Below are 23,531 nucleotides of genomic sequence, written 5' to 3'. Positions count from 1 at the left end.
GCTCTAGTGCGTTAGTGGGCGACGGCGGCAGCGCCGTGTTCGTCGATCAGGTGGCCGGTGTAGAAGCGCTCCAGCGAAAACGGCGCATTCAGTTCATGCGGCTCGTCTTTCGCGATGGTGTACGCATAGGCCCAACCCGAGCCCGGCGTCGCCTTGAAACCGCCCGTGCCCCAGCCGCAATTGAAGTAGAGGCCCTTCACGTCGGTCTTGCTGATGATCGGGCACGCGTCCGGCGATACGTCCACAATGCCGCCCCACTGGCGGTTCATTCGCACGCGCGAGAACACCGGGAACATTTCGACAATCGCTTCGAGCGTGCCTTCGATAATCTGGAAACTGCCACGCTGACCAAAGCCCGTGTACTGGTCAACGCCCGCGCCGATCACCAGATCGCCCTTGTCGGACTGGCTGATGTACGCATGCACCGCGTTGGACATGACCACCGTATTGACCACCGGCTTGATGGGCTCCGAAACGAGCGCCTGCAACGGATGGCTTTCGAGCGGCAGACGCACGCCGGCCATATCGGCAAGCGTGGAGGTGTTGCCCGCGGCCACGATCGCCACTTTCTTCGCCTTGATGAAGCCCTTGGTGGTGTCCACGCCCGTCACCTGGCTGCCGTTGCGGCGAATGCCCGTTACCTGGCAGTTCTGCACGATGTCCACGCCGGCCTGATCCGCGCCGCGCGCAAAGCCCCAGGCCACCGCGTCGTGCCGCGCGACGCCGCCGCGCCGCTGGATCGAGGCGCCCAACACCGGATAGCGGCTGTTCAGATTGATGGTCGGTTCCAGCTCCTTGATCTGCGCGGGCGTGAGGAATTCGGCGTCCACGCCGTTCAGCCGGTTCGCATTCACGCGGCGCTCGGTGTCACGCACGTCCTGCAGTGTATGCGCGAGATTCATCACGCCGCGCTGGCTGAACATCACGTTGTAGTTCAGGTCTTGCGAGAGACCTTCCCACAGCTTCATCGCCTTTTCATAGAGCGCGGCCGACTCGTCCCACAGATAATTCGAGCGCACGATGGTCGTATTGCGCGCCGTATTGCCGCCGCCAATCCAGCCTTTTTCGAGCACGGCGACATTGCGCACGCCATGTTCCTTCGCGAGGTAATAGGCAGTGGCAAGACCGTGCCCGCCGCCGCCGACGATCACCACGTCGTACTCGCGTTTGGGCTCGGGACTCTTCCACTGTCGTTCCCAGTTCTCGTGATACGACATCCCGTTGCGCAATAGGCTGAATATCGAATAGCGGCTCATCATTGATCCTTGTGGGTACTGTCGGTGCTTGCTGCCTGGTGCTTCATGAAATATGCAAAACGTGCTTCAACATTCGATGACGTTCACGGCCAAGCCGCCGCGCGACGTTTCCTTGTATTTGGTCTTCATGTCCGCGCCGGTTTCCCGCATGGTCTTGATGACGTTATCCAGCGATACGTAGTGCTGTCCGTCGCCTTTCATCGCCATGCGCGCCGCGTTGATCGCCTTGATTGCGCCCATCGCATTGCGCTCGATGCACGGGATCTGCACGAGGCCGCCAACGGGGTCGCAGGTCATGCCGAGGTTGTGCTCCATGCCAATTTCCGCGGCGTTTTCCACCTGCGTGGGCGTGCCGCCCATAACGGCGGCGAGCGCTGCCGCGGCCATCGAACAGGCCACGCCCACCTCGCCCTGGCAACCCACTTCGGCGCCGGAAATAGAAGCGGTTTCCTTGTAGATGATGCCGATGGCCGCGGCGGTCAGCAGGAAATTGACGATGCCCTCGTCGTTCGACGCGTGCATGAACTTCACGTAGTAGTGCAGCACTGCGGGAATCACGCCGGCCGCGCCATTGGTGGGCGCCGTGACGACACGCCCGCCCGCGGCGTTTTCTTCGTTGACGGCCATCGCGTAGAGATTCACCCAGTCGAGCATGGAAAGCGGATCGCGCAGCGACTCTTCCGAGCGCGAGCGCAACTGCGCGCACAGATCGGCCGCGCGGCGCTTCACGTGCATCGGGCCGGGCAATTCGCCGCGCACCTTGCAGCCGCGTTCGACGCACGCGGCCATGGTGCGCCAGATCGCCAGCAGCCCTTCGCGTACTTCGCTTTCGGGGCGTGCCGCGCATTCGTTCTTCAGCGTAACCTGCGCGATGGAAAGACCGGTCTCGCGGCATACGCGCATCAGGTCGTCGCCGGTGCGAAACGGGTACGGCACCTCGGCGCCTGCGCGCACGCCGTTCACGCGGTCGCCTTCGCGGTTCACCACGAAGCCGCCGCCAATCGAGTAGTACTCTTTTTCGACGAGCAGTTGCCCGTTTTCGTCGAAAGCCTGGAAGCGCATGCCGTTCGGATGCACGATGCCCGAACCGGGTGCGCCCGGCATCAGTTTGCGGAAAAAGCCGAGGTGCTCCCGCTCGTCGAATTTGACCGGCTGTTTGCCGAGCAGTGAGAGCTGCTTCGTCTCGCGAATCGCAGCGAGGCGCGGCTCGATCAGGTCCGGGTCGATCAGTTCGGGCAGGTTGCCTTCGAGCCCGAGCAGAACCGCCTTGTCAGTGCCGTGGCCCTTGCCGGTCGCGCCGAGCGAACCGAACAGCTCGACCTTCACACGGCGCACGAAGCCAAGCAGGTTCGCATCTTCGATATGCGACGCGAAACGGCAAGCAGCGATCATCGGCCCGACCGTGTGCGAGCTTGAAGGACCGATACCGATCTTGAAGAGATCGAAAACGCTGACGTTCATGGCGTGCCTTATGCGTTGCAATACCTGGGTGGCGGGATTTACCTCTACACAGGCCCTATTGCACCGCACGTCGAATTGAACCGATAGAATAAAAACGGCATGACAGTGGGATAGTGGCGTCAACTGCCCGGCGCGCCAAGCGCTGCGGCGGATTTACGAAGCCTTCTGACGCATTTGCGACAGGCGCTGCGCAGGCGGTGAAGAATTGGCGCCGCACAGGGACTACGCAGGCGCCTGTGGTTGCAGTTGCGGTTGCGGTTTGAGTTGCGGTTGCCGCTCCGGCTGCCTTACGATGCATGCCGCGCCGCGCCCCGGTGCTATGCTTGGCTCAACTCTCTTTACTCGTTTCCGGCTGCATTGCATGAACTCCGCTGAACCGCTTCCCCTGCAGTCCATAGACGGTGCGCCGAAAGAGCGCATTCGCTTCGGCATTATTCTTCTGCCGAACTTCACGTTGACGGCGTTCTCGGGTTTCGTCGACCTGCTGCGTCTGTCCGCGGACGAAGGCGACTTCAGCAAACCCGTGCGCTGCTCATGGACCGTCATAGGGGAAACCCTCGCACCGGTGCGCGCGAGCTGCGGCATTCAGATCACGCCGTGGGATACATTCGAAAGCGCCGAGGCGTTCGATTACGTCGTCGTGGTGGGCGGCCTGCTGCATTCCGGACCGGCTGCGAGCGACGCGACGCTCGCTTTCATCCGGCGCGCGGCCGCAACGGATGCCACGCTCGTCGGCATGTGTACAGGCGTGTTCTCGCTGATGCGCGCGGGGGTGCTGGACGGCTATCGCATCTGCGTGAGCTGGTTTCACTATTGGGACTTCATTGAACGGTTTCCGGCGGTCAACGAAGAGGCGCTGGTGGCCGACCGGCTTTTCGTGATCGACCGGCGGCGCATTACGTGTTCCGGCGGGCGCGCGTCGATCGACGTTGCAGCCGCTATTCTGCTGCGCCACTTCGAAACCGCGACCGTCCAGAAGGCGCTGCGAATTCTGCTTGTCGACGACATGCAGAAAGGCAACGCGCCGCAGCCGCATCCGCCGGGTCTCGCGCCCGCCACCCATCCGAAGGTCAAGCGCGCGATTCTGCTGATGGAACAGCACGTGGGTCGCTCGCTGTCGCTCGAGGAACTGGCGCGCAAACTCGACCTGTCGCCGCGTCAACTGGAGCGGCTTTTCAAGGCCGAAACCGGCAAGGCGCCGCAGGCGTACGCCAAGCAGGTGCGTCTGCGCACCGCCGCCTGGCTGCTGACGAGCTCGGACAAGACTGTGGCCGACATTGCGTCGAGCTGCGGCTTTTCCGATGCGTCGCATCTGGGCCGCGAATTCCGCAAACAATTCGGCCTGCCGCCGATGATGTATCGCGAGCAGCGCGGCACGCCGGCCGAAGCGGAATACGGTGCGGATTACGACGAGACGTTCCCAGGGCGGGCGCAGGCGATTTGAGGTCCTGATTCGGGGGCTTTTTCCGCTGGCTATTGCCTGGCTCTTGCCTGGCTCTTGCCTGGCTATTGCCTGGCTATTGCTTGCCATCTACCGGGCTTATTGCGGTTGTTCCCGGTTCTTGTTGTCAGTACCTGTTCCGGGCGTTATCGGCGCTTTCTGCTCTGGGCCCTTCTTTCAAGGACTCAGTCATGAGCCGCTCACAAGTCGGCTCATGATTTGGCTCATGACCTGACAGCCGTCGCACACATTTTCGCGCCGCACGACGCGGCGCGAACAACCACATCACTTTCCGGCTACATATGCCTTCACCGCCGGCAAGCCGTCCTTGCCGTCGAATGTCTTGACGCCCGCTAGCCACTGGTCGAGTATCGCGGGGTTCGCCTTCAGCCACTCGCGCGCGGCCTTGTTGGGGTCCGTCTTGTTCATGATCGGCAGCATCACGTGGTTCTCGATGTCCGTCGTGAAATGCAGGTTCGACACCAGCTTTGCGACGTTCGGACAGCGCGCCGCATAATCGGTCGGCGTGACCGTCATGACTTTCGCTTCACCATAGTTCGGGCCGAACACGTCGTCGCCGCCGGACAGGTAGTCGATTTTCATCTGCACGTTCATCGGATGCGGTTCCCAACCGAGGAACACAATCGGCTTCTTGTCGCGAATCGCGCGGTTCACCTCGACCAGCATGCCCGCCTCGCTCGACTCCACCAGTTTGAACTTGCCGAGCCCATACTGATTGCTGTCGATCATCTTCTTGATGAGCGCATTGCCGTCGTTACCCGGCTCGATGCCATAGATCTTGCCGTCCAGCTTGTCGTAGTTCTTCGCGATGTCCGCGAACGACTTGATGCCCGCCTGATACGCGTAATCCGGCACCGCCAGCGTATATTTCGCGCCCGTCAGATTCGGCGTGGGCAGCACGTTCACCTGGCCGGCCTTCCTGAACGGATCGATCATCGGGTCCATGGTCGGCGACCAGTAACCGAGGAACACGTCGATCTGCTTGCTCTTCACGCCGGCAAATGTGATGGGTACGGAAGCGATCGTCTTGGTCGGCTTGTAGCCGAGCCCCTCCAGTATTGTCGACGCAAGTCCGGTCGTGGCCGCAATGTCGGACCAGCCGACGTCGGCAAAACGGACGGAGCGGCACGCAGCCGGTTCCGCGGCAACGGCCGGGGTAACTGACAATGCAGACAGTGCAGACGACACGGACAACGCGCACAACGACGCAGCCCACAAACGTTTCATGGCGGTTCCTCAGGGTCTCAGGGTAAGTTGTTGCTTGCTGCGCTCTGTCACGCGGACAGCCGCCGCTCCACGCTCGGCGCATGACCGAACTGCGCGCGATATGCCTTGCTGAAATGACACGGCGAATGAAACCCGCAGACGGCGGTCACGCGCGCAATCGAAGCGTCGGTGTTGCGCAGTAGTTCACGGGCGCGGCGCAGGCGCAGCGTCAGGTAATAATGGGTTGGCGATACGCTCAGGAACATCTTGAACATGCGCTGCAAGTGTCGTTGCGACAGATGCACGAGCCGCGCGAGTTCGTCGAGCGACAACGGCTCTTCGATGTTCGCCTCCATCAACCGCACTACTTCGATCAGCTCGGCGCGCGTGAAGCCGACACGCGCATCGACCGGAATGTGCTGGTAATCCGTCGAGCCGCGAATCCTTTCCACGATGAACTGCTCGGACACCTGCGCCGCGACCGAATGACCGAGGCGCATGCCCACCAGATTCAGCATCAGATCGAGCGGCGCGGTGCCGCCCGTGCAGGTCAGGCGATCGCGATCGATCACGAAGAGCTCGTCGGCAAAACGCACATGAGGGTAGCTCTTGTGCAGCGGCGACATGTCTTCCCAATGCACGGTGCAGCGATAACCGTCAAGCAGGCCCGCGGCGAGCAGCGCATACGGCCCTGTGCAGATGCCGCCAAGCGGTATGCCCTGAGCCGCAACGTCGCGCAACAACGCGACTACCGTGTCGTCCACATAATCGCGCACGTGCCAGCCGGCGCAGACGATCAGCACGTCCGGCATGCCCGCCTGCGCAAGCGTGGTGGTGGGCCTCACCGTGATGCCGTTGCTGGCCCGCGCGGGTTCGCCGTCGGGCGTGATGACCGACCACCTGTAATGCTCCGCGCGGCCCACGTAGTTGGCCATGCGCAGTACCTCGACCGCGCTCGTGAACGCGATCATCGAAAAGTTCGGCAGGGTCAGGAAGCCTACGTGTGCAAGCCGCGAGAGCGGCGACTCGCACGGGGCTTCGACGTGGGTGATCGCGTCGCGCTTCATAGGCGGCTCAGCTGTGCTGCGCCGTCGGCGCGCGGCGCACCTTCATCAGATTGCGCAAGCCGGAGAAGAGCGGCGCGCGTGCCATGCCCGGCGAGCGGCCAAAGCTCTCCGTGATGCGGTCCAGAATGATCGCGAGCATCACGACCGAGAGTCCACTCTCGAAGCCGAGACCGATGTCGAGCCGCTGAATACTGGCGAGCACGTCGTTACCGAGGCCGCCCGCGCCCACCATCGACGCGATGATCACCATCGACAACGCCATCATGATGGTCTGATTGACACCCGTCATGATGGACGGCAGCGCATTGGGAAACTGAACCTTGTAGAGCAGTTGCCACGGCGTGCAGCCGAACGCCTGCCCTGCTTCGACGATTTCGCGATTCACGTGCTTGATGCCGAGCGACGTGAGACGCACCGCGGGCGGCATTGCGAAGATCACGGTGGACAGAATGCCGGGCACGCGGCCAAGACCGAACAGCATCGCAGCCGGAATCAGATAGACGAATGCGGGCATGGTCTGCATCAGATCGAGCACGGGACGCACGATCATTTCCACGGTGCGGCTTTTCGCGGTCCAGATGCCGAGCGGCACGCCGAGCACGAGGCTGATGAAGGTGGACGACAGCGTGAGGCCCAGCGTAATGACCATCTGATCCCAGAAGCCGGTGCCGTAAATGAGTAGCATCGCGAGCAGCGTAAAGAGCGCGAAACGCCAGCCCACCCGCCATAAACCGATGCCGACGAAGAACGCCATCAGCGCCCACATCGGCACGGCTTGCAGGCCGTGTTCGACAATGGCCGCGAAGCTCTCGATGACCTTGCCGATCGAATCGAAAGTCTTTGCGTCGTGATCGAGCAGATAGTGAACGCCGTGATCGACCCAGGCGCCAAGTGGAATGACTTCAGACATGAGAACCTCGATGGCGCGTGAGAACGTGCAGCACGTTCGTCTTGTTGACCGAACCACAGTAGGAGCCGTCCGCTTCGACGACCGGCAACGGCGCGCGGCTCGCGACCACGCGTTGGACCACGTCGTCTAGCGGCGTAGTGCGTCGGATGCATTCCACGTAATTGAGTTTTGCGGACGCATTGCCCGTTTCGTCGCGGCACACGAAGCCGCGAATCTTGCGCTCGCTGTCGAGCACGAACGCGTATTCGGCGCTGCCGTTCAGCGTGGCCGACACGCTGGACACGTCGATCTGCGCAGAATGCGAATGCATGAGCGGCACGGCGTCGGTCTGCATCAGATCGCCGGCGGTCAGATAGCGGCTCGTGTCGATGCCTTCGAAGAATGCGCGCACGTAGTCGTCGGCGGGATTGGTGATAATCTCCTGCGGCGTGCCGATCTGCACCACCTTGCCGCCTTCCATGATCGCGATTCGCGTGCCAATGCGCATCGCTTCTTCGAGATCGTGCGACACGAACAGAATCGTGCGTTGCTGCTCGCGCTGCAGTTCGAGCAGCACGTTCTGCATTTCCTTGCGCTTGAGCGGATCGAGCGCGGAGAACGCTTCGTCCATGATCATCAGCGACGGGTTCACGGCCAGTGCGCGCGCGAGACCCACACGCTGCTGCATGCCGCCCGACAGTTGCGCCGGCAGCTTTTGCGCGAACGCTGCAAGGCCGACCTGCTCCAGCACCGTCATTGCGCGCGCCTCGCGCTCCTTGCGTCCCATGCCCGCGACCTCGAGCCCGAAGGCCGCATTGGAGAGCACCGTGCGTTGCGGCATCAGCGCGAACGACTGGAACACCATGCTCATGTCCTTGCGGCGCAGCGCCGTCAACTCGCTGCGCGGGACGCTGGCCACGTCGCGGCCGTCGATCAGCACCTTGCCCGCCGACGGTTCCACCAGCCGGTTGATCAGGCGTATCAGCGTCGACTTGCCCGAGCCGGACAGGCCCATGAGCACGAAGATCTCGCCTTCCTTCACTTCGAACGATACGTTGTGAACACCGACAATCTGGCCGGTGCGCGCGAACACTTCTTCTTTCGTCGCGCCTCCTGCCAGCATGCCGAGCGCCTGTTTCGGGTTGGTGCCGAACACCTTGCACAGCCCTTCAACCACGACCTTCGGGGAATTCATTGAATGCTCTCCTATGTCGGCCAGAGTCGGTGCGAAGCCCATGCCCTGGTCCCATGCAAAGCTGCGTCGCGAACGTCCGTCCGCGCTGTGCATACATAGTTGCCAGAAAAAAGTACGCCTAGCCGACTATTTGCGACAAGCACATGTGGAAATACGACACCCATGTCGCATGTGCATCGTCAGGCGGGCGTGAAAGCCTTGCTGGGCAAGCGTTTGAAGGATATCAAGCAGAGTGCCGCGCGATGTCGTTCCAAGGCAAATGAAGGGATTTTGGCGGCGCATGGACGAGGCGCTCGCGACAAGCAGCAATGCCGCGCTGCAACAGACGATACGCGCCGACTGTCACGCTTGCGCGACGCTTCGATCAGCGCGAGCGCGGCGACGCGAAACTGCCCGCCAGGCGGGCGCGCAAAGCAACGTCCGATGAATAGAACAGGTCATGCGCCGCGGCGAGCGGCGCCCGCTGCGGCGTCATGAGTTGGGCCATGCGGTATGCCACATCGCACCGCACGGCCGCTGCCACTACGGGTTAATGCTTACTGGCTTGCGCCCGTGCCGATGCCCGCCTTTTTCTGCGCTTTCTGCAGGTCGCTCGGATAGTTAGGGTCGTCGCGGGAGGGCTGATAACCTGCGTCTTCGAGCTTCTTCAACTCGGCATTTTTCTTCGCGCGGGCCTGCTTGCGCGCCGCTTTGCGTTCGGCCTTGGTCGGCTTTGCCGTGCCGGTTGCACCGGGTTGCGCAGTTTGCGCGTCCGTGCCGGCGGCGGTTTGCGCAGCGGCAAGCGGCATGCCGCCCGCCACCAGCGCGGACATTGCAAGGCCAAGCATGATCTGTTTGACGGTATTGCGCTTCATGGATTGACTCCTCTTAAGTTGGCAAGCGTACTCAGGTGTTCACGACGTATCGTTCATTGCAGCGTATGCCGTACGATGCGATGCACGGCTCGCGCACAGAGCTTAATGCGAAACCGCTCGGCGCGTACTGCTGCGTGCCCGCGCCTGGTCCGGCCCGTGCGCATGCCGGCGCGACTGGGCATGCCTGTGACTCGCACGCGCGGGCGCATCTTGCTGCCAGAAGCACACCGGTTCGCGCCATAGTCAGTTTTTTTGAGCATGAGCGCGTGCGCTGGACTATTGTTTAAGCGCGCCGGGGGCGCCACCGTAGCGATGGCGGGACAAAACAGAATGCTCCCCGTGAGCACCAAACCGCTCACAGGCGGGGCTTTTCTTGCATGCAACGAAGCGACATTAACCTTTTAAGGATGGAGAAAACGTGAAAACAGTCAACCTTCTGAAGGCGCTCGGCATTGCGTTGTGCGTTGCGACTGCGTCGAGCGCTTATGCGCAGGCGAGCGGCGCGACCGACTCCGGCATGGCGGCATCGAGCACTTCGCGCACGAAAACAGTGAAAAAGGCGGACCGCAAGCTGGGGCTCGACGTACGCAAGGCCTTGTCCAGAGCTCAAGGCTTCGACGTGTCGAACGTGTACGTTCGTGCTCGCGGCGGTGCCGTCACGCTGACAGGATCGGTGCCCGACAGCGGGCAGATTTCGCAGGCCGAAGATGTGGCGAAGAACGTCGCCGGCGTGAAGTCGGTGTCGAACAAACTCACTGTGGCCACTCCGAACGGTGGCGGAGGTTAATTCCAGCACGGCAGAACGAGCGGGTTCAATGGCGTGGCGCCAGATTGCATCGGACGCCGAAGGATTGCGCCGGCACCGCACGGGCACTGCTTTGGTGCGAGTGCGGCGCTACCCTTTGTCCCGCTATGTGAAGCGACGCGTGGCTAAGGCTCGCGCGCTGCGCGCCGCTCACGCCCGGCTTGTTTACGCACGGCTCGTATGCGACGATCTCGCATAACGCGCGAGCATCCATACGGCAGCAGCGCCCGCGGCAAGCAAGGCGGTTTGCCGCGGGTGCATCGAAGCCTGCGTATACAAGCTCGATTCGAGCACTCTGCGCTTTTGCCCCGAGCGCTCGCGCAATGCGCCATCGGCGCCCTGATTTCCTTCAGGAGTGCGCGGCGGTTCATCGGTGCGTTGCGACGCAATGCCAAAGCGGCTCATCACACGGTCGTACAGATTCGGCGCACGGCGCGCGAACGTCACCATCGCTGCCGATGCGCCACCCACGTAGAGATCGCGAACCGGCGTGCAAGCCGCATGCAGAATCGCCTTCGCGACGATGTCCGGTGCATAGAGCGGCGGCGGCAACTTGGGCTGCACGTCCAGATGGTTGCGCGCATGCTCCACGAACTGCGTATGAATGCCGGACGGTTTGATCAGCGTGACAGAAACCGGCGCGCGCTCTTCAATCAACTCCATGCGCAACGCGTCGGTGTAGCCCTTCACCGCGTGTTTGGACGCAACGTATGCGGCCTGTAACGGCAACGCGATTTCAGACAGTTCGCTGCCCAGGTTCACGAGCGCACCACCGCGCTGTTTCAGGTGCGCAAGCGCAATCATCGAACCCTGCACCACGCCCCAGAAGTTCGTCTCGAACAACGCCTTTTGCTCGTCGATGGGTACGTCGGCGCAACGTCCGAAAATCGACGCGCCCGCGTTGTTGACCCACGTGTCGAAGCCGCCGAAACGTGCAATGGCCTTGTCCGCCGCTGCCTGCAATTGGTCCGCGTTGCCGACGTCGGCGACCGCGTATTCGACGAGCGCCCCCTGGTCGGCGAGTTGGGTGGCAAGCGTGCGCAGCGCCTCCTCGTCGCGTGCGACCAGCATGAGGCGCGCGCCTCTGCTGGCGGCCAGACGCGCGGTGGCAAGACCAATGCCGCTCGTCGCACCTGTAATGACGATGACCTGCTGCGCTACCGGTTTGAGCTTCACTGTCATGGCAAAGTCCTCGGAAAGATGACGGGTCGCGGCACGCCGGTTCGCAGCCGACCTGCCGCGCGAAGTACGTTTGCCTGCAGCAGCATTCGTCGTGCCTCGCAGCCCGCGCATGCCACCAGGCATGCCGCGCAGCGCTCGCCTTTGTTAGCTCGGCGTCAGCAATGGTTATGCAATTGAAGGTCGATCGAGAGCCGACGTAATATGCGCGCCCTTAAATCTTAATCATCGAATGCTTCAATGCGCGCAGCCTGTCGGGCTGCAAGATCACGGCATCGGCAGGCACCACACTATTTCCAATAAACAACATCCCCGGCGAATTCCACGCGTGCATCGTTGGAAACGCTGAACGGCGAAGTCGAATCTGGAGCCTGCCACATGTTTCGCAGAACCCTGTTACCCATTCCGTTTGCCGCGCTGCTGACGCTCGCGGCCTGCGGCGACCACAACGTCAATTCGACTGCTTCGTCGACGCCGGCTTCGTCCCCGGCGCCCACCGTGACCGCGCAGGACGCCCTTGCCACCGCCACGCCGATCAAGCACGTGGTGGTGATTTTCGGCGAGAACGTCTCGTTCGATCACTACTTCGCGACCTATCCGCAAGCGTCGAACCCGGTTGGCGAACCGCAGTTCACCGCGGCAGCCGGCACGCCGACGGTCAACAACCTGGCGAACAACAACCTGATCGCGACGAACCCGAACGCGCTTCCCACGTCGCCGAATACGGCAGGTCGCACAGTCGGCGCCGTGACGATTGCAGGGTTGGGGCTGCCCGCGGCAGATCTGCTGCCGTTCCGCCTCGATCGCTCGCAGGCGAACACAGCGAGCCAGAATCACGCCTATGCCGCCGAACAGCTCGCGTACAACAACGGCGCAATGGACTCGTTCCCGCTCTTCACGGCTGCTGGTTCGACAATCGCGGGCAGCACCGGCGCATTCGCAACCAAGGGCCAGGTGCTCGGCTATTTCGACGGCAACACCGTCACCGCGCTGTGGAACTACGCGCAGCACTTCGCGATGAACCAGAACGCGTACACCGACACATACGGTCCGTCGACACCGGGCGCGCTCGCTGTGGTCTCCGGGCAGAACAACGGTGTGATCGTGTCGGGCGGCACGTCGGCCAACGCGATTCCTGACTCGGCCGGCGGCTTTACGATGGTCGGCGACCTCGACCCGACGGGCGACGTCTGTACGATTGCGGCGGGCAGCAAAGTGACCGGCACCATGTCGCCCGGCAACAAGAACATTGGCGACCTGCTCAACGCGAAGAACATTACGTGGGGCGGCTTCATGGGCGGCTTCAATCTGCAGACGGTGAACGCGAACGGCACGACCGGTTGCGCGCGCTCCACGTTCTCGCAGGTGCTCAACGCGACGAAGACCGACTACGTGCAGCACCATGCGTGGTTCCAGTACTACGCGAGCACGGCGAACCTCGCGCACACGCGTCCTTCGTCGACGGCGGTGATCGGCGCCACCGATCCGCTGGACAATACCGCAACGCCGGTTCATCACCAGTACGACATCGACGACTTTTATACAGCGGTCAAAGCGGGCAACTATCCGTCGGTCAGCTTCCTGAAGGCGCCGGCTGTTGGCGACGGACATCCGGGCAACTCGGACCCGATCGACGAACAGGCATTCGTCACGAACGTGATCAACTTCCTGCAGCAACAGCCTGACTGGAAGAACACGGCCGTAATCATCGCCTATGACGACTCCGACGGCTGGTACGACCACCGCTTCAAGGCGCCGACGAGCTCCTCGTTCGATTCGACTACGGCGCAGTCGGCCGGCGGCAAGACGGTAGCGGGCAGCGACAACCTGAGCGCGGCAGGCCAGTGCACGGCCGCGGGCGCGGTTCAGCCGCAAGGCGTGAACGGCGGCGCGGTGAACGGCCGCTGCGGTCCGGGCACGCGCACGCCGTTTATCGTGGTGTCGCCGTGGGCGAAGGCCAATTTCGTCGACGACACTCCGATCACGCAGGCATCTGTGGTCCGTTTTATCGAGGACAACTGGCTTGGCGGTCAGCGCCTTGGCGGCGGTTCGTTCGACGCCACCGCGGGCAGCATGATGAACATGTTCGACTTCGCAGGCTCGGGCAACAATCCGCCGCTGTATCTGGACCCGAACCTCGGCACGAAGCTGGCGACCGCGCCCGCCATCTGAGCCCGACGCGAAACTGAGCCGTGCGTGCATGGTTGGCCGTGTCAAGCGTGGTTGTCAATGCGATGCGGGTGAGCCCCTTGCCTGCATCGCGGACAAACGCGCTTGCATAACACAGCGCACGGCTCAGCCTGCGACATAGCCGGTCGTCGAGCCAGTGCGCACGTGCTGGCTCGATTCGTTTTTTTCATCGCATTCGTAGAACTACTTCGTCACCATCGTCATGAACCAGACTCCAGACGCTGCCCTGCCGCCGACACTTCCCGCCGGCGGCGAACCGGGCCCTGTCCGCGTGCAACGCTCGTTACGCGGCGTCGTTGCGTGGGCCGCTGCGTGCGTCGCCAGCGCGGCCGTTGCGTTCGGTGCGTATGCACTGACTTATCCCGAGCGCATGCCGGTTGCGCTCGGCGCGCTTGTCGAAGAGATAACCGGCGCGAATCCGCAGCCGGTGCATCTGCTGCGTCCTGCGCGTGCACCGTTGAGTGCGGTTGCACTGCTTGGCAAGGAGATATTTTTCGACCAATCGTTATCCGCTTCAGGCACGCAGTCGTGCGCGTCGTGCCACTCGCCGAACAACTCGTATTCGCCGGATAATGCGTTTCCGGTTCAACTCGGCGGCGCGCACATGAACGAAGCCGGTTATCGGCCGCCGCCGTCGCTCACTTACTTGTATCGTCAGGCGCCGTTCAGCATTGGTCCGGACCAGGGCGACACCGACGCGCCGGTGGACCTGACGCAACTGGCCTCACAAGCCGCCGGCACGCAGCGCGCGCAAAAGACTGCACTCGCCGCGCCTGCCGCTCCGGCACTGGTGCCGCAAGGCGGTCTCTTCTGGGACGGACGCGCCGATACTTTGCAGGACCAGGCAATCGGACCGCTGACCAATCCGGTGGAAATGGCCAACAAGACGCCGGAAGACGTTGCGCAGAAGCTTTTGCACACCCGCTACATCGGCCAGTTCAAGCAGATTTTCGGCCCGGCCATCGAGGCGAACCCCAGTCTGCTGGTGTCCGAGGCGATGTTCGCCGTGGGGCGTTATCAGATTGAAGACCCGTCGTTTCACGCCTTTACCAGCAAGTACGACTACTGGCTGGAAGGCAAGGCTCGCCTCACGCGCGCCGAACTGCACGGCCTGCAACTGTTCAACGACAAGGACAAGGCCAACTGTGCAGGCTGTCACCTGAGTCAGCCTGGCAAAGACGGCTTGCCGCCGGTGTTCACCGATACCCAATACGAGGCGCTCGGCGTGCCGCGCAATCCGGCCATTCCTGCGAACAGGGACCCCGGCTTCTTCGATATGGGGGTATGTGGGCCGTTTCGTCATGACCTCGCAAAAGAGACGCAGTATTGCGGCATGTTTCTCACGCCGACGCTGCGCAATGTCGCGAACCGCAAGGTGTTTTTCCACAACGGCGTGTATCACGACCTGAAGCAGGTGATGGACTTCTACAACCTGCGCAATACGTCGCCGGAAAAAATCTATCCGCGCGACGCGTCGGGCAAGGTGCAGAAGTACAACGATCTGCCCGCGCAGTATCACGCGAACGTGGATGCTTCGGACGCGCCTTTCGACCGCAAATTGGGCGATAAGCCCGCAATGAGCGACGCGGATATCGAGGACATCATCGCGTTCATGAAGACGTTGAGTGACGGGTATCACGTCGGGGGATCCTGATTCGCGAGGACTGGGAGCAGAACGGGATCGGGACACGAGTAATCTTGCATACGTGCCTGTTCCCGTACGGGCAATGCCGCGCTGGTTGAGGTATCCTAGCCCGTTCTGCGATCCACGCCCTGCCCGATGACCCATTTCCCCTTCGACGCCGTTCTTTTCGATTGCGACGGCGTGCTCGTCGACTCCGAACCGATTACCAACCGCGTGCTCACTGAGATGCTCGGCGAGCTGGGCTGGCATTTGAGCGTCGAGGAGACCATGCGCATCTTCGTCGGCAAAGCGGTGAAAGACGAAGCGTCGTTGATCGAAGCGCGCACTGGCGTGGCGATTACAACGGACTGGCTGACGCAATTCCGCGCGCGCAGAAACGCGGCGCTCGACAGCGAACTGAAGGCGATTCCCGGCGCGGCTGCGGCTGTGCGCTCGCTACATACCACGTTGAATGGACGCATCGCGGTGGCATCCGGCGCGGACCGTATCAAGGTCGAGTTGCAACTGAACAAGGCCGGTATCCTGGACTGCTTCACGGGACGCATTTTCAGCGGGCACGAAACGCCGCGCAGCAAGCCGTTTCCCGATGTGTATCTCGCGGCGGCGGCAGCGCTCGACGTCGATCCGGCCCGCTGCGCGATTATCGAAGATACGGTAACGGGCGCGACTGCCGGGGTGGCAGCCGGCGCGACGGTGTTCGGCTATTGCCCGGGCGAACCCGGACACAGCAGCGCCGAGGCGTTACACGCGGCGGGCGTCGTGCAGGTGTTCCGGGACATGGAGGCTTTGCCGCACCTGCTCGCCGCGTGGCGCCGTGCGGCGTGATTCCGGCTATTCGAAGGCAGGGTCGATGGGCACGCGGTAGCCGACCGCGAGCCGGTTGGTTTCGTTAGCCATCCCAACTACTGCGAGCAGCTCGCCGAACATTTCGTCGGTCATACCCGCGCGGCGGGCGGCAGCGGTGTGGCTCGCCACGCAATAGCTGCAGTTGTTCGTCACGCTCACGGCCACGTAGAGCAGTTCCTTTATCAAGGGATCGAGTGCGCCCGGCGCCATCACGTCCTTCAAACTCTCCCACGTGCGTTCCAGCGTCGGCGGATGCTGCGCGATGTACTTCCAGAAGTTGTTGACGTCCTCGACGTTGCGAGTCTCTTTGATATCGTCGTAGACGGCTTTGACGGCGGGCGACGCTGCACCATACTCGACAGGCTTTTGCTGGCTCATGGATTCTCCTTGACGTGACTGCGGAAAAGCGCGATTCGCGCCCGGCGCGCATGCGCGTCATCTGCGGCATGTGCGCCCGGCACCGCGTGCGCGTCAGACAGGCACGCGCACGGGTCGACCGCGAACCCGCATCACGTTAGCATCAATCCATTAACCAGGAATTATCGAGGCATTTGCCAGGCACCAGCCAGACATCGGCCAGACATTAGCCGCGCATTAGCCGGGCACTAACCACGCATCAACCAGGCGTGCGCGCAGCCACCGTTGCCGGCGCAGCCGCCTGCAGATGCTCGCTGTTCTCGCCCGGAGCCGGCTCCGCGGGGCGCGTGGAGCGCTCCGATTGCGCAAGCAAGGTGCCGACCGAAGGATCGATTGCGTCGGTAAAAGGCTTCGGATCGAGTCCGATCGCGAGTACCAGCAACGCCATTGCACCCAGCAACACGAATTCGCGCTTGCCGAGATCTTTGAGGGTCGCGACTCGCGCATTTGCAATCGCGCCGAAAATCACGCGCTTGTACATCCACAACGTGTATGCGGCGCTCAGAACGAGCGTGGAAGCCGCGATTGCACCAATCCAGAAGTTGAAGCGAATCGTGCCCATCAGCACCATGAATTCGCCGACAAAGCCGGACGTACCGGGCAAACCGATGTTGGCCATCGAGAACAACATCACAAACGCTGCGAAACGCGGCATGGTGTTCGCGACGCCGCCATATTCGTCGATCGCGGCAGTCTTCGTGCGATCGTAGAGCATGCCCGTGCACAACAGCATGGCACCCGACACCACACCGTACGAGAGCATCTGCACGATTGCGCCGGCCTGCCCGATACGGTTGAACACGAAGAGGCCGAGCGTAACGAGTCCCATGTGGGCCACGGTCGAATACGCGAGCAGCCGGCGCATGTCGGTCTGTACGAGCGCAAGCAGGCTCGCGTAAATCACGGCGACGAGCGAGAGCGTGATCATCATCGGCGCGAAAAAGTGGCTTGCCTGCGGAGCGATGGGCAACGCGAAGCGCAGCAGGCCGTAGCCGCCGAGCTTGAGCATGCCGATCATCACGGCGGCGCCGGTGGGCCCGTCCAGATGCACGTCGGGCAACCATGTATGCAGCGGCCACATCGGCACCTTCACGCCGAATGCCGCGAGAAAGCCGAGGAAGATCAGCACTTGCGGCATCGTGCCAAGCCGCGTTTCCCGCCACAGCGCCAGGTCGAAACTGTGCGTCTGACTGTACAGATACAGCATCGACATCAGCATCATCAGCGAGCCGAGAAACGATACGAAGAAGAATTTCACCGCGGCATACGAGCGGTTCGCGTGGCCCCACGTACCGATCAGCAGGTATAGCGGAATCAGCGTTGCCTCGAACGCGACGAAAAACATCATGCCGTCGAGCGACGTAAAAACGCCCTGCATGAAGCCCGACAACATCAGAAACGCGCCGAAGTACTGCGCGGTGCGCCGGGTAATCGACTCCCACGAAGCAATCACGATGATGATCGTGGTGAGCGCGGTGAGAGCGACGAGCCACAGCGAAATGCCGTCGACGCCCACGTGCCAGGCAATGTCGAAGGTCGGCGACCATCTGATGTTCTCGACGAACTGCATCGACGTCACGTCGTTGCGAAAGCCCGCCACCAGCGGAATCACCGGCACGAAGCCGGCAACCGCGCCGGCCAGTGCAAGCCAGCGTGTACGGGCGAGTGCCGTGTCGGACCCGGCCCGCATCACCACCAACCCGGCGACGATAGGGATCCAGATGAGTAGACTGAGAAGAGGCAATGGCATGTGCGCTATCGGAGACTTGAAGGACAAAACGCCGCCCCATGCTTTCCATTTCGAAAGCATTGAAGCGAATATGTAGGCTTTGTGTTTGGCGGAAGATCGTGAACGCGCTGCTACCGAGGTTCACGTTTACCCGCAGTCGAACGACAAGGGTGGGAGATTACCAAGATAAGAATAATTTTGCATCGCAACAATACGTCTGGGTCATGGACAACGCACTATTGCGACGAGAGCCTCTTGCGAAATGCTTAGAAATGTGCACTCGCACAATGCGGGCGAAAGGCTGACTCCGTGCATGGTTTTGCCCGCCGAAGCCTGCTTTTCGGCACTATTTGGGAGAAAATCGGGACGCCAATCCGGCGGACGCGAGCGAACGCCCGTTCACCTTTGCGGGCATCCAGCCCGATGCTCGCTTTTTTGCCCGCTTTTCCGGCACAACCCGGTATTAGTCGGAAATATTTTTATTTGCGCAGACGAGCCAGGACGCACCCCACTGCGGCGGCAAACGCTCACGAACAACGTCTCGCGAAAGCGGCAAGCGGCTCTTCGAACGCGCCTTACAGAAGCCGAATATACTCAGCGCTCAACAGGCCGAAAGCTGCGCACTTCACCGAACGAAACGCCGCCGCCCGGCCACATTCCGCGGACCCTGCATGCAGTTTCATCACAAAGGCGAAAGCGCGCCTGCCGCGCTCGAGTGCCGCGCACTCAGCAAGCGGTACGGCAGCGGCCGCGTCGTGCTCGATCGTCTCGACTTCACGCTCGCGCCCGGCGAGTTCGTTGCGATCATGGGCGACTCGGGCGTCGGCAAATCGACGCTCCTCAATCTGATTGCCGGTCTGGATCAGGCGGATGGGGGCGAAGTGATCATCGGCGGCACGGCCGTTTCCCGACTGGACGACAATGCGGCGACACGTTTGCGGCGGCAGAAACTTGGATTCGTGTTTCAGGCGTTTCATGTGCTGCCGCATCTCACGCTCGCGCAAAACGTCGCGTTGCCGCTGCTGTTGAATGAATTGCCGGTTGCCGGCGCGCTTGAAATGCTCGCGGCAGTCGGGCTCGAAGGCCGGGGCGACGATTTTCCGCGGCAACTGTCAGGGGGCGAGTTGCAACGCGTTGCCATTGCGCGAGCGCTCGTGCATCGCCCTACTCTGATTCTCGCCGATGAGCCGACGGGCAATCTCGATCCCGACACTGCGCACGGGGTGCTCGAGCTGTTTAGCGCTCAGTGCAAGGCGACTGGGGCGGCCACGATCATGGTCACGCATTCCGAGGCCGCGGCCGCCGTTGCGGACCGCATCCTGATTCTCAGCGAGGGCGGCCTGCACGGCACGCCGCAAGCGCGGGCGCCTTCACGAGAACATCACGGCTTGCAACCGGCAGCCCGTTCGACCGATGACGCCCGCTGATCCGCTCGCGCCGGCGCAAACCCGTGGATATCGCACTCTCGCTCGCTGGCTGCTGGGTGCGGAATGGCGCAGTCATCGGGGACGCGCACTGGTTGCAATCGCAACGATCGCGCTCGGCGTGGCGCTTGGCTACGCGGTGCAACTCATCAATAGCGCGGCGTTCAACGAATTTTCCGCCGCGGCGCGCAGTCTCTCCGGCGAGGCGGATTTGCAGGTGCGCGGCGCGCAAGCTCTCTGCGACGAGTCGATCTACCCGCGCCTTGCCAACAGGGCAGGCGTTGCGCTCGCGAGCCCCGTTCTCGCGCTGGACGTCGGCGTGCACGAGCGTAATGCCACGTTGCAGGTGCTCGGCATCGACGTATTCAGGGCGAGCCGCATTGCGCCCGATCTGATCGGCCTACCGTCGACCGATCGGCCTTTCGACGCGCTCGCCGCGGACGCCGTGTTCCTTTCCACTGCCGCGCAGGAATGGCTGCGTGTCAAAACGGGCGATCGGATCGTGCTGCAGAACGGTACGTCCCTCGTGCCTCTGCGCGTGGCCGGCGGCATCACGAGGACACGGCCGGGTCAACGCCTTGCCGTCATGGACATTGCCGCCGTTCAGTGGAAGTTCGGCGTGTTGGGCAAGCTCTCGCGGGTCGACGTACAGCTGGAGCGCGGCGTCGACCGCGAGCGCTTCAAGCGCGCATTGCAGAATGAGCTCGGCAGCCAATGGGTGGTCGCCGAAAGCCGCGATGTCGAGAGCCGCACAGACAGGCTCTCGCGTGCCTACCGGATCAATATGAACGTGCTCGCGCTGGTCGCGCTTTTCACCGGCGCGTTCCTCGTATTTTCGACGCAGGCGCTGAGCGTCGTGCGTCGCCGCGCGCAGTTCGCGATGCTGCGCGTGCTCGGACTCACACGCGGCCGGCTGTTGCGTCAGATCCTGCTGGAAGGCGCGCTGCTCGGCCTGCTCGGATCGCTGGGCGGTCTCGCGTTGGGTTTCGCGCTCGCGGCCGGGGCATTGCGCTTTTTCGGCAGCGATCTCGGCGGCGGTTATTTTCCCGGCGTGCAGCCGCAAGTCGGCTTCGAGCCGTTCGCAAGCGCGGTGTTCCTGACGCTCGGCGTCGCGGTGGCTGTCCTTGGCAGTCTTGCGCCAGCGCTAGAGGCGGCGCGCGCGCGGCCGGCGGCAGCGCTCAAGGCGGGCGCCGAAGAAGGCGCACTCGCTCGGCTGGCTACGCCGTGGCCTGCATTGCTATGTCTGCTGGGCGGCGCCCTGCTCAGCCAGGCACCGCCGTGGTCCGGTGCGCCCATTGGCGGTTACGTGGCGGTCGCCCTGCTGCTCGTCGGCGGAATTGCGTTGATGCCGCGCGTCACCGCCTCTGTTTTCCGCAGCGTAGGCCGGGCATTTGCAACGCGACCGCGGCGCGGCGCAGCGAGCACGCTAGCGCTTGCGCGGCTCGCGAATGCGCCGGGTCATGCGTCGATTGCGATGGGCGGCGTGCTGTCGAGCTTCGCGCTGATTGTCGCGATGGCGATCATGGTCGCGAGCTTCCGTGTATCGGTGGAAGACTGGCTCGTTCACCTGCTGTCGGCCGATCTGTATGTGCGCACCGCACAACACAGCGACTCCGGCGGCCTGAGCCTCGACGAACAGCGTCGGCTGGCGGCCGTGCCCGGCATCGCAAAAGCGGCCTTCGGGCGGACTTCCCCTATCACGCTCGATGCGTCGCGCCCCGACGTCGCGGTAGTCGCCCGCGAAATAGACGGGAACGACCCGGGGGCCAATCTGCAGATGACAGGACCTGTACTGCCTGTACAGGAACTGAAGCACGATGAAATACCTGTTTGGGTGTCCGAAGCAATGGTGGATCTGTACGGCTACAGACTCGGGCAACATGTACGCCTGCCGCTCGGCGCACGCGCAGGAGATTTCGTGGTCGCCGGCGTATGGCGTGATTACGTGCGACAAAGCGGGGCCATCCAGATACGGCTTGCCGATTATCGCCGCCTCACGGCGGACATGACCGCGATCGATGTCGCCGTCAGCGTCGAACGAGGCGTGAGCGTGGAGCGCGTCATAGCGGGGCTGCGTGCACTGCCGTTCGGCGCGACGCTGGACATCTCACAGCCGGGAGAGATTCGCGCGCGCACGCTCGTGATTTTCGACCGCAGCTTTGCGGTTACGTATCTTCTCGAGGCGGTCGCAATCGTAATCGGCCTGTTCGGCGTAGCCGCGACATTTTCCGCGCAGACGCTCGCGCGCGCTCGCGAATTTGGCATGCTGCGGCACGTCGGCGTAACTCGCGCGCAGATCCTTGCGATCCTCGCGCTCGAGGGCGGCATGCTCACGGCGTGCGGCATTGCGGTGGGCTTCGTTCTCGGATTTGCGATCAGCCTGATGCTGGTATTCGTCGTCAATCCGCAGTCGTTTCATTGGACCATGTCGCTGCATGTGCCGTGGACCATTCTCGGCACCGTTGCTGTGGTGATGCTGGCGTCATCCGTATCCACTGCTGTGGTCGCGGGACGCGGCGCGGTTTCCGTCAATGCGGTGCGCGCAGTGAAGGAGGACTGGTGATGCGGGAACGGTTGCGGTTAGTGGCTCGCCAGATGGCGGGTCGCGCGCGAGTGCTGGTTCAGGAGCCGCTTACCGCCCTGCGGTTCCGACCTACGCGTTGGGGCCTGTACTGCGCCTCTGCTTTGCCGGTGATCGGCATGCTTGCAGTTGCTCCCTGCTTTGCTGCACCGACGGAGTTTGCCGTAGTCAACGAGGACCGTCCGGTCAAGCTGCCGACGGACACCGGCGCTCACGCCGATTTTCGCACCGAGTGGTGGTACGCGACAGGCTGGTTGACCACGCCGGACCATAAGCCGCTCGGTTTTCAGATCACGTTCTTCCGCTCTGCAACGGGTCATGATGCGGCCGATCCGAGTTCTTTTGCGCCCTCTCAATTGATCATTGCGCACGCCGCGTTGAGTGACCCCGCGCTCGGTCACCTCGTGCACGATCAGCGGATTGCCCGCCAGGGATTTGGGCTCGCTTATGCGAAGGCGAATAACACGGACGTGAAGCTCGACACATGGAAAATCGTGCGGGCCGCCGATGGCCACTACGATATGACGGCCGACGCGGGCGAGTTCGCATTGCACCTCGCGCTGACGCCAACGCAGCCTCCGCTGATTCAAGGTGAGCGCGGCTATTCGCGCAAAGGTCCGCGTCCCGAACAGGCGAGCTACTACTACAGCGAGCCGCAATTGCGGGTGTCCGGCAGCGTGATGCGACCGAGCGCCGGCGGCGATTCATCGCAACGGCCGACTGTAGTCACCGGCGTGGCATGGCTCGATCACGAATGGTCGAGCACCCTGCTCGACACCAATGCCGCGGGATGGGACTGGCTCGGCGCCAACCTGTCGGACGGTTCGGCGTTAATGGCCTTCAAGGTACGCAGCCGCGACGGACACACCGTCTGGGCGCACGCCGCATTGCGCGACAGCACGGGACGCGTCACGTCCTTCGCGCCGAGCGACGTCGACTTCACGCCACGGCGCATGTGGCGCTCGCCGCACACCAACACGTCGTATCCGGTGGCGATGACAGTGAGGACCGGCGCGCTGACCTGGCAACTCGATCCGCTGATGGACGATCAGGAGCTGGACTCGCGGCAGTCCACGGGCGCGGTGTACTGGGAAGGTGCGACGCGGGTGAGCCGCGACGGCGTAGAAGTCGGGCGCGCCTATCTGGAACTGACGGGTTATGCGGACGCGCTGCGCATTGGAGGGAAGTGAGCGGTGTCCGACGCCGCCTGATGGTTTGTGCCCTATCGTACGGCGGGCGTTTTTCTCCCGCGTAAACGCCGCAACCCCACCTTTGCGGGGTGGGGTTGCGGTCACTGCTGGGGAGCCTGACGATTACCTACTTTC

Annotated in this window: 19 protein-coding genes; 8 read left to right on the top strand and 11 right to left on the bottom strand. The window is 62.8% G+C overall.

The window, feature by feature from the left end:
- Nucleotides 1-11 precede the first annotated feature (11 nt).
- Nucleotides 12-1,256, bottom strand: a complete 1,245-nt coding sequence (locus JNB89_RS16650) for a sarcosine oxidase subunit beta family protein (protein ID WP_025602158.1) — start codon at nucleotides 1,254-1,256, stop codon at nucleotides 12-14.
- A 66-nt stretch (nucleotides 1,257-1,322) separates the two neighbouring features.
- The gene (locus tag JNB89_RS16645; protein WP_013343297.1) at nucleotides 1,323-2,717 is read right to left on the bottom strand and encodes an L-serine ammonia-lyase; all 1,395 of its coding nucleotides are present in this window, start codon (nucleotides 2,715-2,717) and stop codon (nucleotides 1,323-1,325) included.
- 361 nt (nucleotides 2,718-3,078) lie between these two features.
- Between JNB89_RS16645 and JNB89_RS16640 the strand changes: the two genes are divergently transcribed.
- Nucleotides 3,079-4,161 (top strand): GlxA family transcriptional regulator, encoded by a 1,083-nt coding sequence (locus tag JNB89_RS16640; RefSeq protein WP_220362985.1) that lies wholly within the window; start codon nucleotides 3,079-3,081, stop codon nucleotides 4,159-4,161.
- Nucleotides 4,162-4,443: 282 nt separating this feature from the next.
- Here JNB89_RS16640 and JNB89_RS16635 read toward each other — a convergent pair whose 3' ends face one another.
- From JNB89_RS16635 to JNB89_RS16615, 6 genes are all read right to left on the bottom strand, one after another.
- Nucleotides 4,444-5,406 carry a choline ABC transporter substrate-binding protein gene (locus JNB89_RS16635; protein WP_135894548.1) on the bottom strand — a complete coding sequence of 321 codons (963 nt, stop codon included), beginning with the start codon at nucleotides 5,404-5,406 and terminating at the stop codon, nucleotides 4,444-4,446.
- A gap of 47 nt (nucleotides 5,407-5,453) precedes the next feature.
- Nucleotides 5,454-6,452, bottom strand: a complete 999-nt coding sequence (locus JNB89_RS16630) for a GlxA family transcriptional regulator (protein ID WP_013343294.1) — start codon at nucleotides 6,450-6,452, stop codon at nucleotides 5,454-5,456.
- Nucleotides 6,453-6,459: 7 nt separating this feature from the next.
- On the bottom strand, nucleotides 6,460-7,362 hold the full coding sequence (gene choW / locus JNB89_RS16625) for a choline ABC transporter permease subunit (RefSeq protein ID WP_013343293.1): 903 nt from the start codon (nucleotides 7,360-7,362) through the stop codon (nucleotides 6,460-6,462).
- Nucleotides 7,355-8,536 (bottom strand): quaternary amine ABC transporter ATP-binding protein, encoded by a 1,182-nt coding sequence (locus JNB89_RS16620; protein WP_013343292.1) that lies wholly within the window; start codon nucleotides 8,534-8,536, stop codon nucleotides 7,355-7,357. The genes choW and JNB89_RS16620 overlap by 8 nt, the downstream gene beginning before the upstream one ends.
- Before the next feature lie 364 nt (nucleotides 8,537-8,900).
- Nucleotides 8,901-9,023, bottom strand: coding sequence for a hypothetical protein (locus JNB89_RS31230; RefSeq protein WP_262928129.1), 123 nt, complete (start codon nucleotides 9,021-9,023; stop codon nucleotides 8,901-8,903).
- 49 nt (nucleotides 9,024-9,072) lie between these two features.
- Nucleotides 9,073-9,390 (bottom strand): DUF4148 domain-containing protein, encoded by a 318-nt coding sequence (locus JNB89_RS16615; RefSeq protein WP_013343291.1) that lies wholly within the window; start codon nucleotides 9,388-9,390, stop codon nucleotides 9,073-9,075.
- Between the two features lie 418 nt (nucleotides 9,391-9,808).
- Between JNB89_RS16615 and JNB89_RS16610 the strand changes: the two genes are divergently transcribed.
- Nucleotides 9,809-10,177 carry a BON domain-containing protein gene (locus JNB89_RS16610; protein WP_013343290.1) on the top strand — a complete coding sequence of 123 codons (369 nt, stop codon included), beginning with the start codon at nucleotides 9,809-9,811 and terminating at the stop codon, nucleotides 10,175-10,177.
- Between the two features lie 183 nt (nucleotides 10,178-10,360).
- On the opposite strand, the gene JNB89_RS16605 is transcribed toward JNB89_RS16610, so the two are convergent.
- Nucleotides 10,361-11,377 (bottom strand): SDR family oxidoreductase, encoded by a 1,017-nt coding sequence (locus tag JNB89_RS16605; RefSeq protein ID WP_220362984.1) that lies wholly within the window; start codon nucleotides 11,375-11,377, stop codon nucleotides 10,361-10,363.
- A 375-nt stretch (nucleotides 11,378-11,752) separates the two neighbouring features.
- On the opposite strand from JNB89_RS16605, the gene JNB89_RS16600 reads away from it, so the two are divergent.
- The 3 genes from JNB89_RS16600 (at nucleotide 11,753) to JNB89_RS16590 (ending at nucleotide 16,034) form a co-directional block, all read left to right on the top strand.
- A complete protein-coding gene (locus tag JNB89_RS16600; protein WP_220362983.1) occupies nucleotides 11,753-13,546 on the top strand; it encodes a phospholipase C in 1,794 nt (597 codons plus the stop codon).
- Between the two features lie 220 nt (nucleotides 13,547-13,766).
- A complete protein-coding gene (locus tag JNB89_RS16595) occupies nucleotides 13,767-15,218 on the top strand; it encodes a cytochrome-c peroxidase (RefSeq protein WP_220362982.1) in 1,452 nt (483 codons plus the stop codon).
- A 126-nt stretch (nucleotides 15,219-15,344) separates the two neighbouring features.
- On the top strand, nucleotides 15,345-16,034 hold the full coding sequence (locus JNB89_RS16590; RefSeq protein ID WP_220362981.1) for an HAD family hydrolase: 690 nt from the start codon (nucleotides 15,345-15,347) through the stop codon (nucleotides 16,032-16,034).
- Nucleotides 16,035-16,040: 6 nt separating this feature from the next.
- Here the strand turns inward: JNB89_RS16590 and JNB89_RS16585 are convergent, their stop codons facing one another.
- Together JNB89_RS16585 and JNB89_RS16580 are read right to left on the bottom strand one after the other, a co-directional pair.
- On the bottom strand, nucleotides 16,041-16,433 hold the full coding sequence (locus JNB89_RS16585; RefSeq protein WP_220362980.1) for a carboxymuconolactone decarboxylase family protein: 393 nt from the start codon (nucleotides 16,431-16,433) through the stop codon (nucleotides 16,041-16,043).
- Nucleotides 16,434-16,671: 238 nt separating this feature from the next.
- The gene (locus JNB89_RS16580) at nucleotides 16,672-18,222 is read right to left on the bottom strand and encodes a complex I subunit 4 family protein (protein ID WP_135894541.1); all 1,551 of its coding nucleotides are present in this window, start codon (nucleotides 18,220-18,222) and stop codon (nucleotides 16,672-16,674) included.
- A gap of 650 nt (nucleotides 18,223-18,872) precedes the next feature.
- On the opposite strand from JNB89_RS16580, the gene JNB89_RS16575 reads away from it, so the two are divergent.
- The 3 genes from JNB89_RS16575 (at nucleotide 18,873) to JNB89_RS16565 (ending at nucleotide 23,396) form a co-directional block, all read left to right on the top strand.
- Nucleotides 18,873-19,628 (top strand): ABC transporter ATP-binding protein, encoded by a 756-nt coding sequence (locus JNB89_RS16575; protein WP_220362979.1) that lies wholly within the window; start codon nucleotides 18,873-18,875, stop codon nucleotides 19,626-19,628.
- Nucleotides 19,615-22,188, top strand: a complete 2,574-nt coding sequence (locus JNB89_RS16570; protein WP_220362978.1) for an ABC transporter permease — start codon at nucleotides 19,615-19,617, stop codon at nucleotides 22,186-22,188. The genes JNB89_RS16575 and JNB89_RS16570 overlap by 14 nt, the downstream gene beginning before the upstream one ends.
- 137 nt (nucleotides 22,189-22,325) lie before the next feature.
- Complete coding sequence (locus JNB89_RS16565; protein ID WP_223216786.1) at nucleotides 22,326-23,396, top strand: carotenoid 1,2-hydratase; 1,071 nt, start codon at nucleotides 22,326-22,328, stop codon at nucleotides 23,394-23,396.
- The last annotated feature ends 135 nt before the right edge of the window (nucleotides 23,397-23,531 follow it).

The sequence above is a fragment of the Paraburkholderia phenoliruptrix genome, assembly GCF_019511605.1.
In the GTDB taxonomy this organism is placed as follows: Bacteria; Pseudomonadota; Gammaproteobacteria; order Burkholderiales; family Burkholderiaceae; genus Paraburkholderia; species Paraburkholderia phenoliruptrix_A.
The sequence above is the reverse complement of the archived record's forward strand: the minus strand, read 5'-3'. Positions and strand labels throughout refer to the sequence as shown.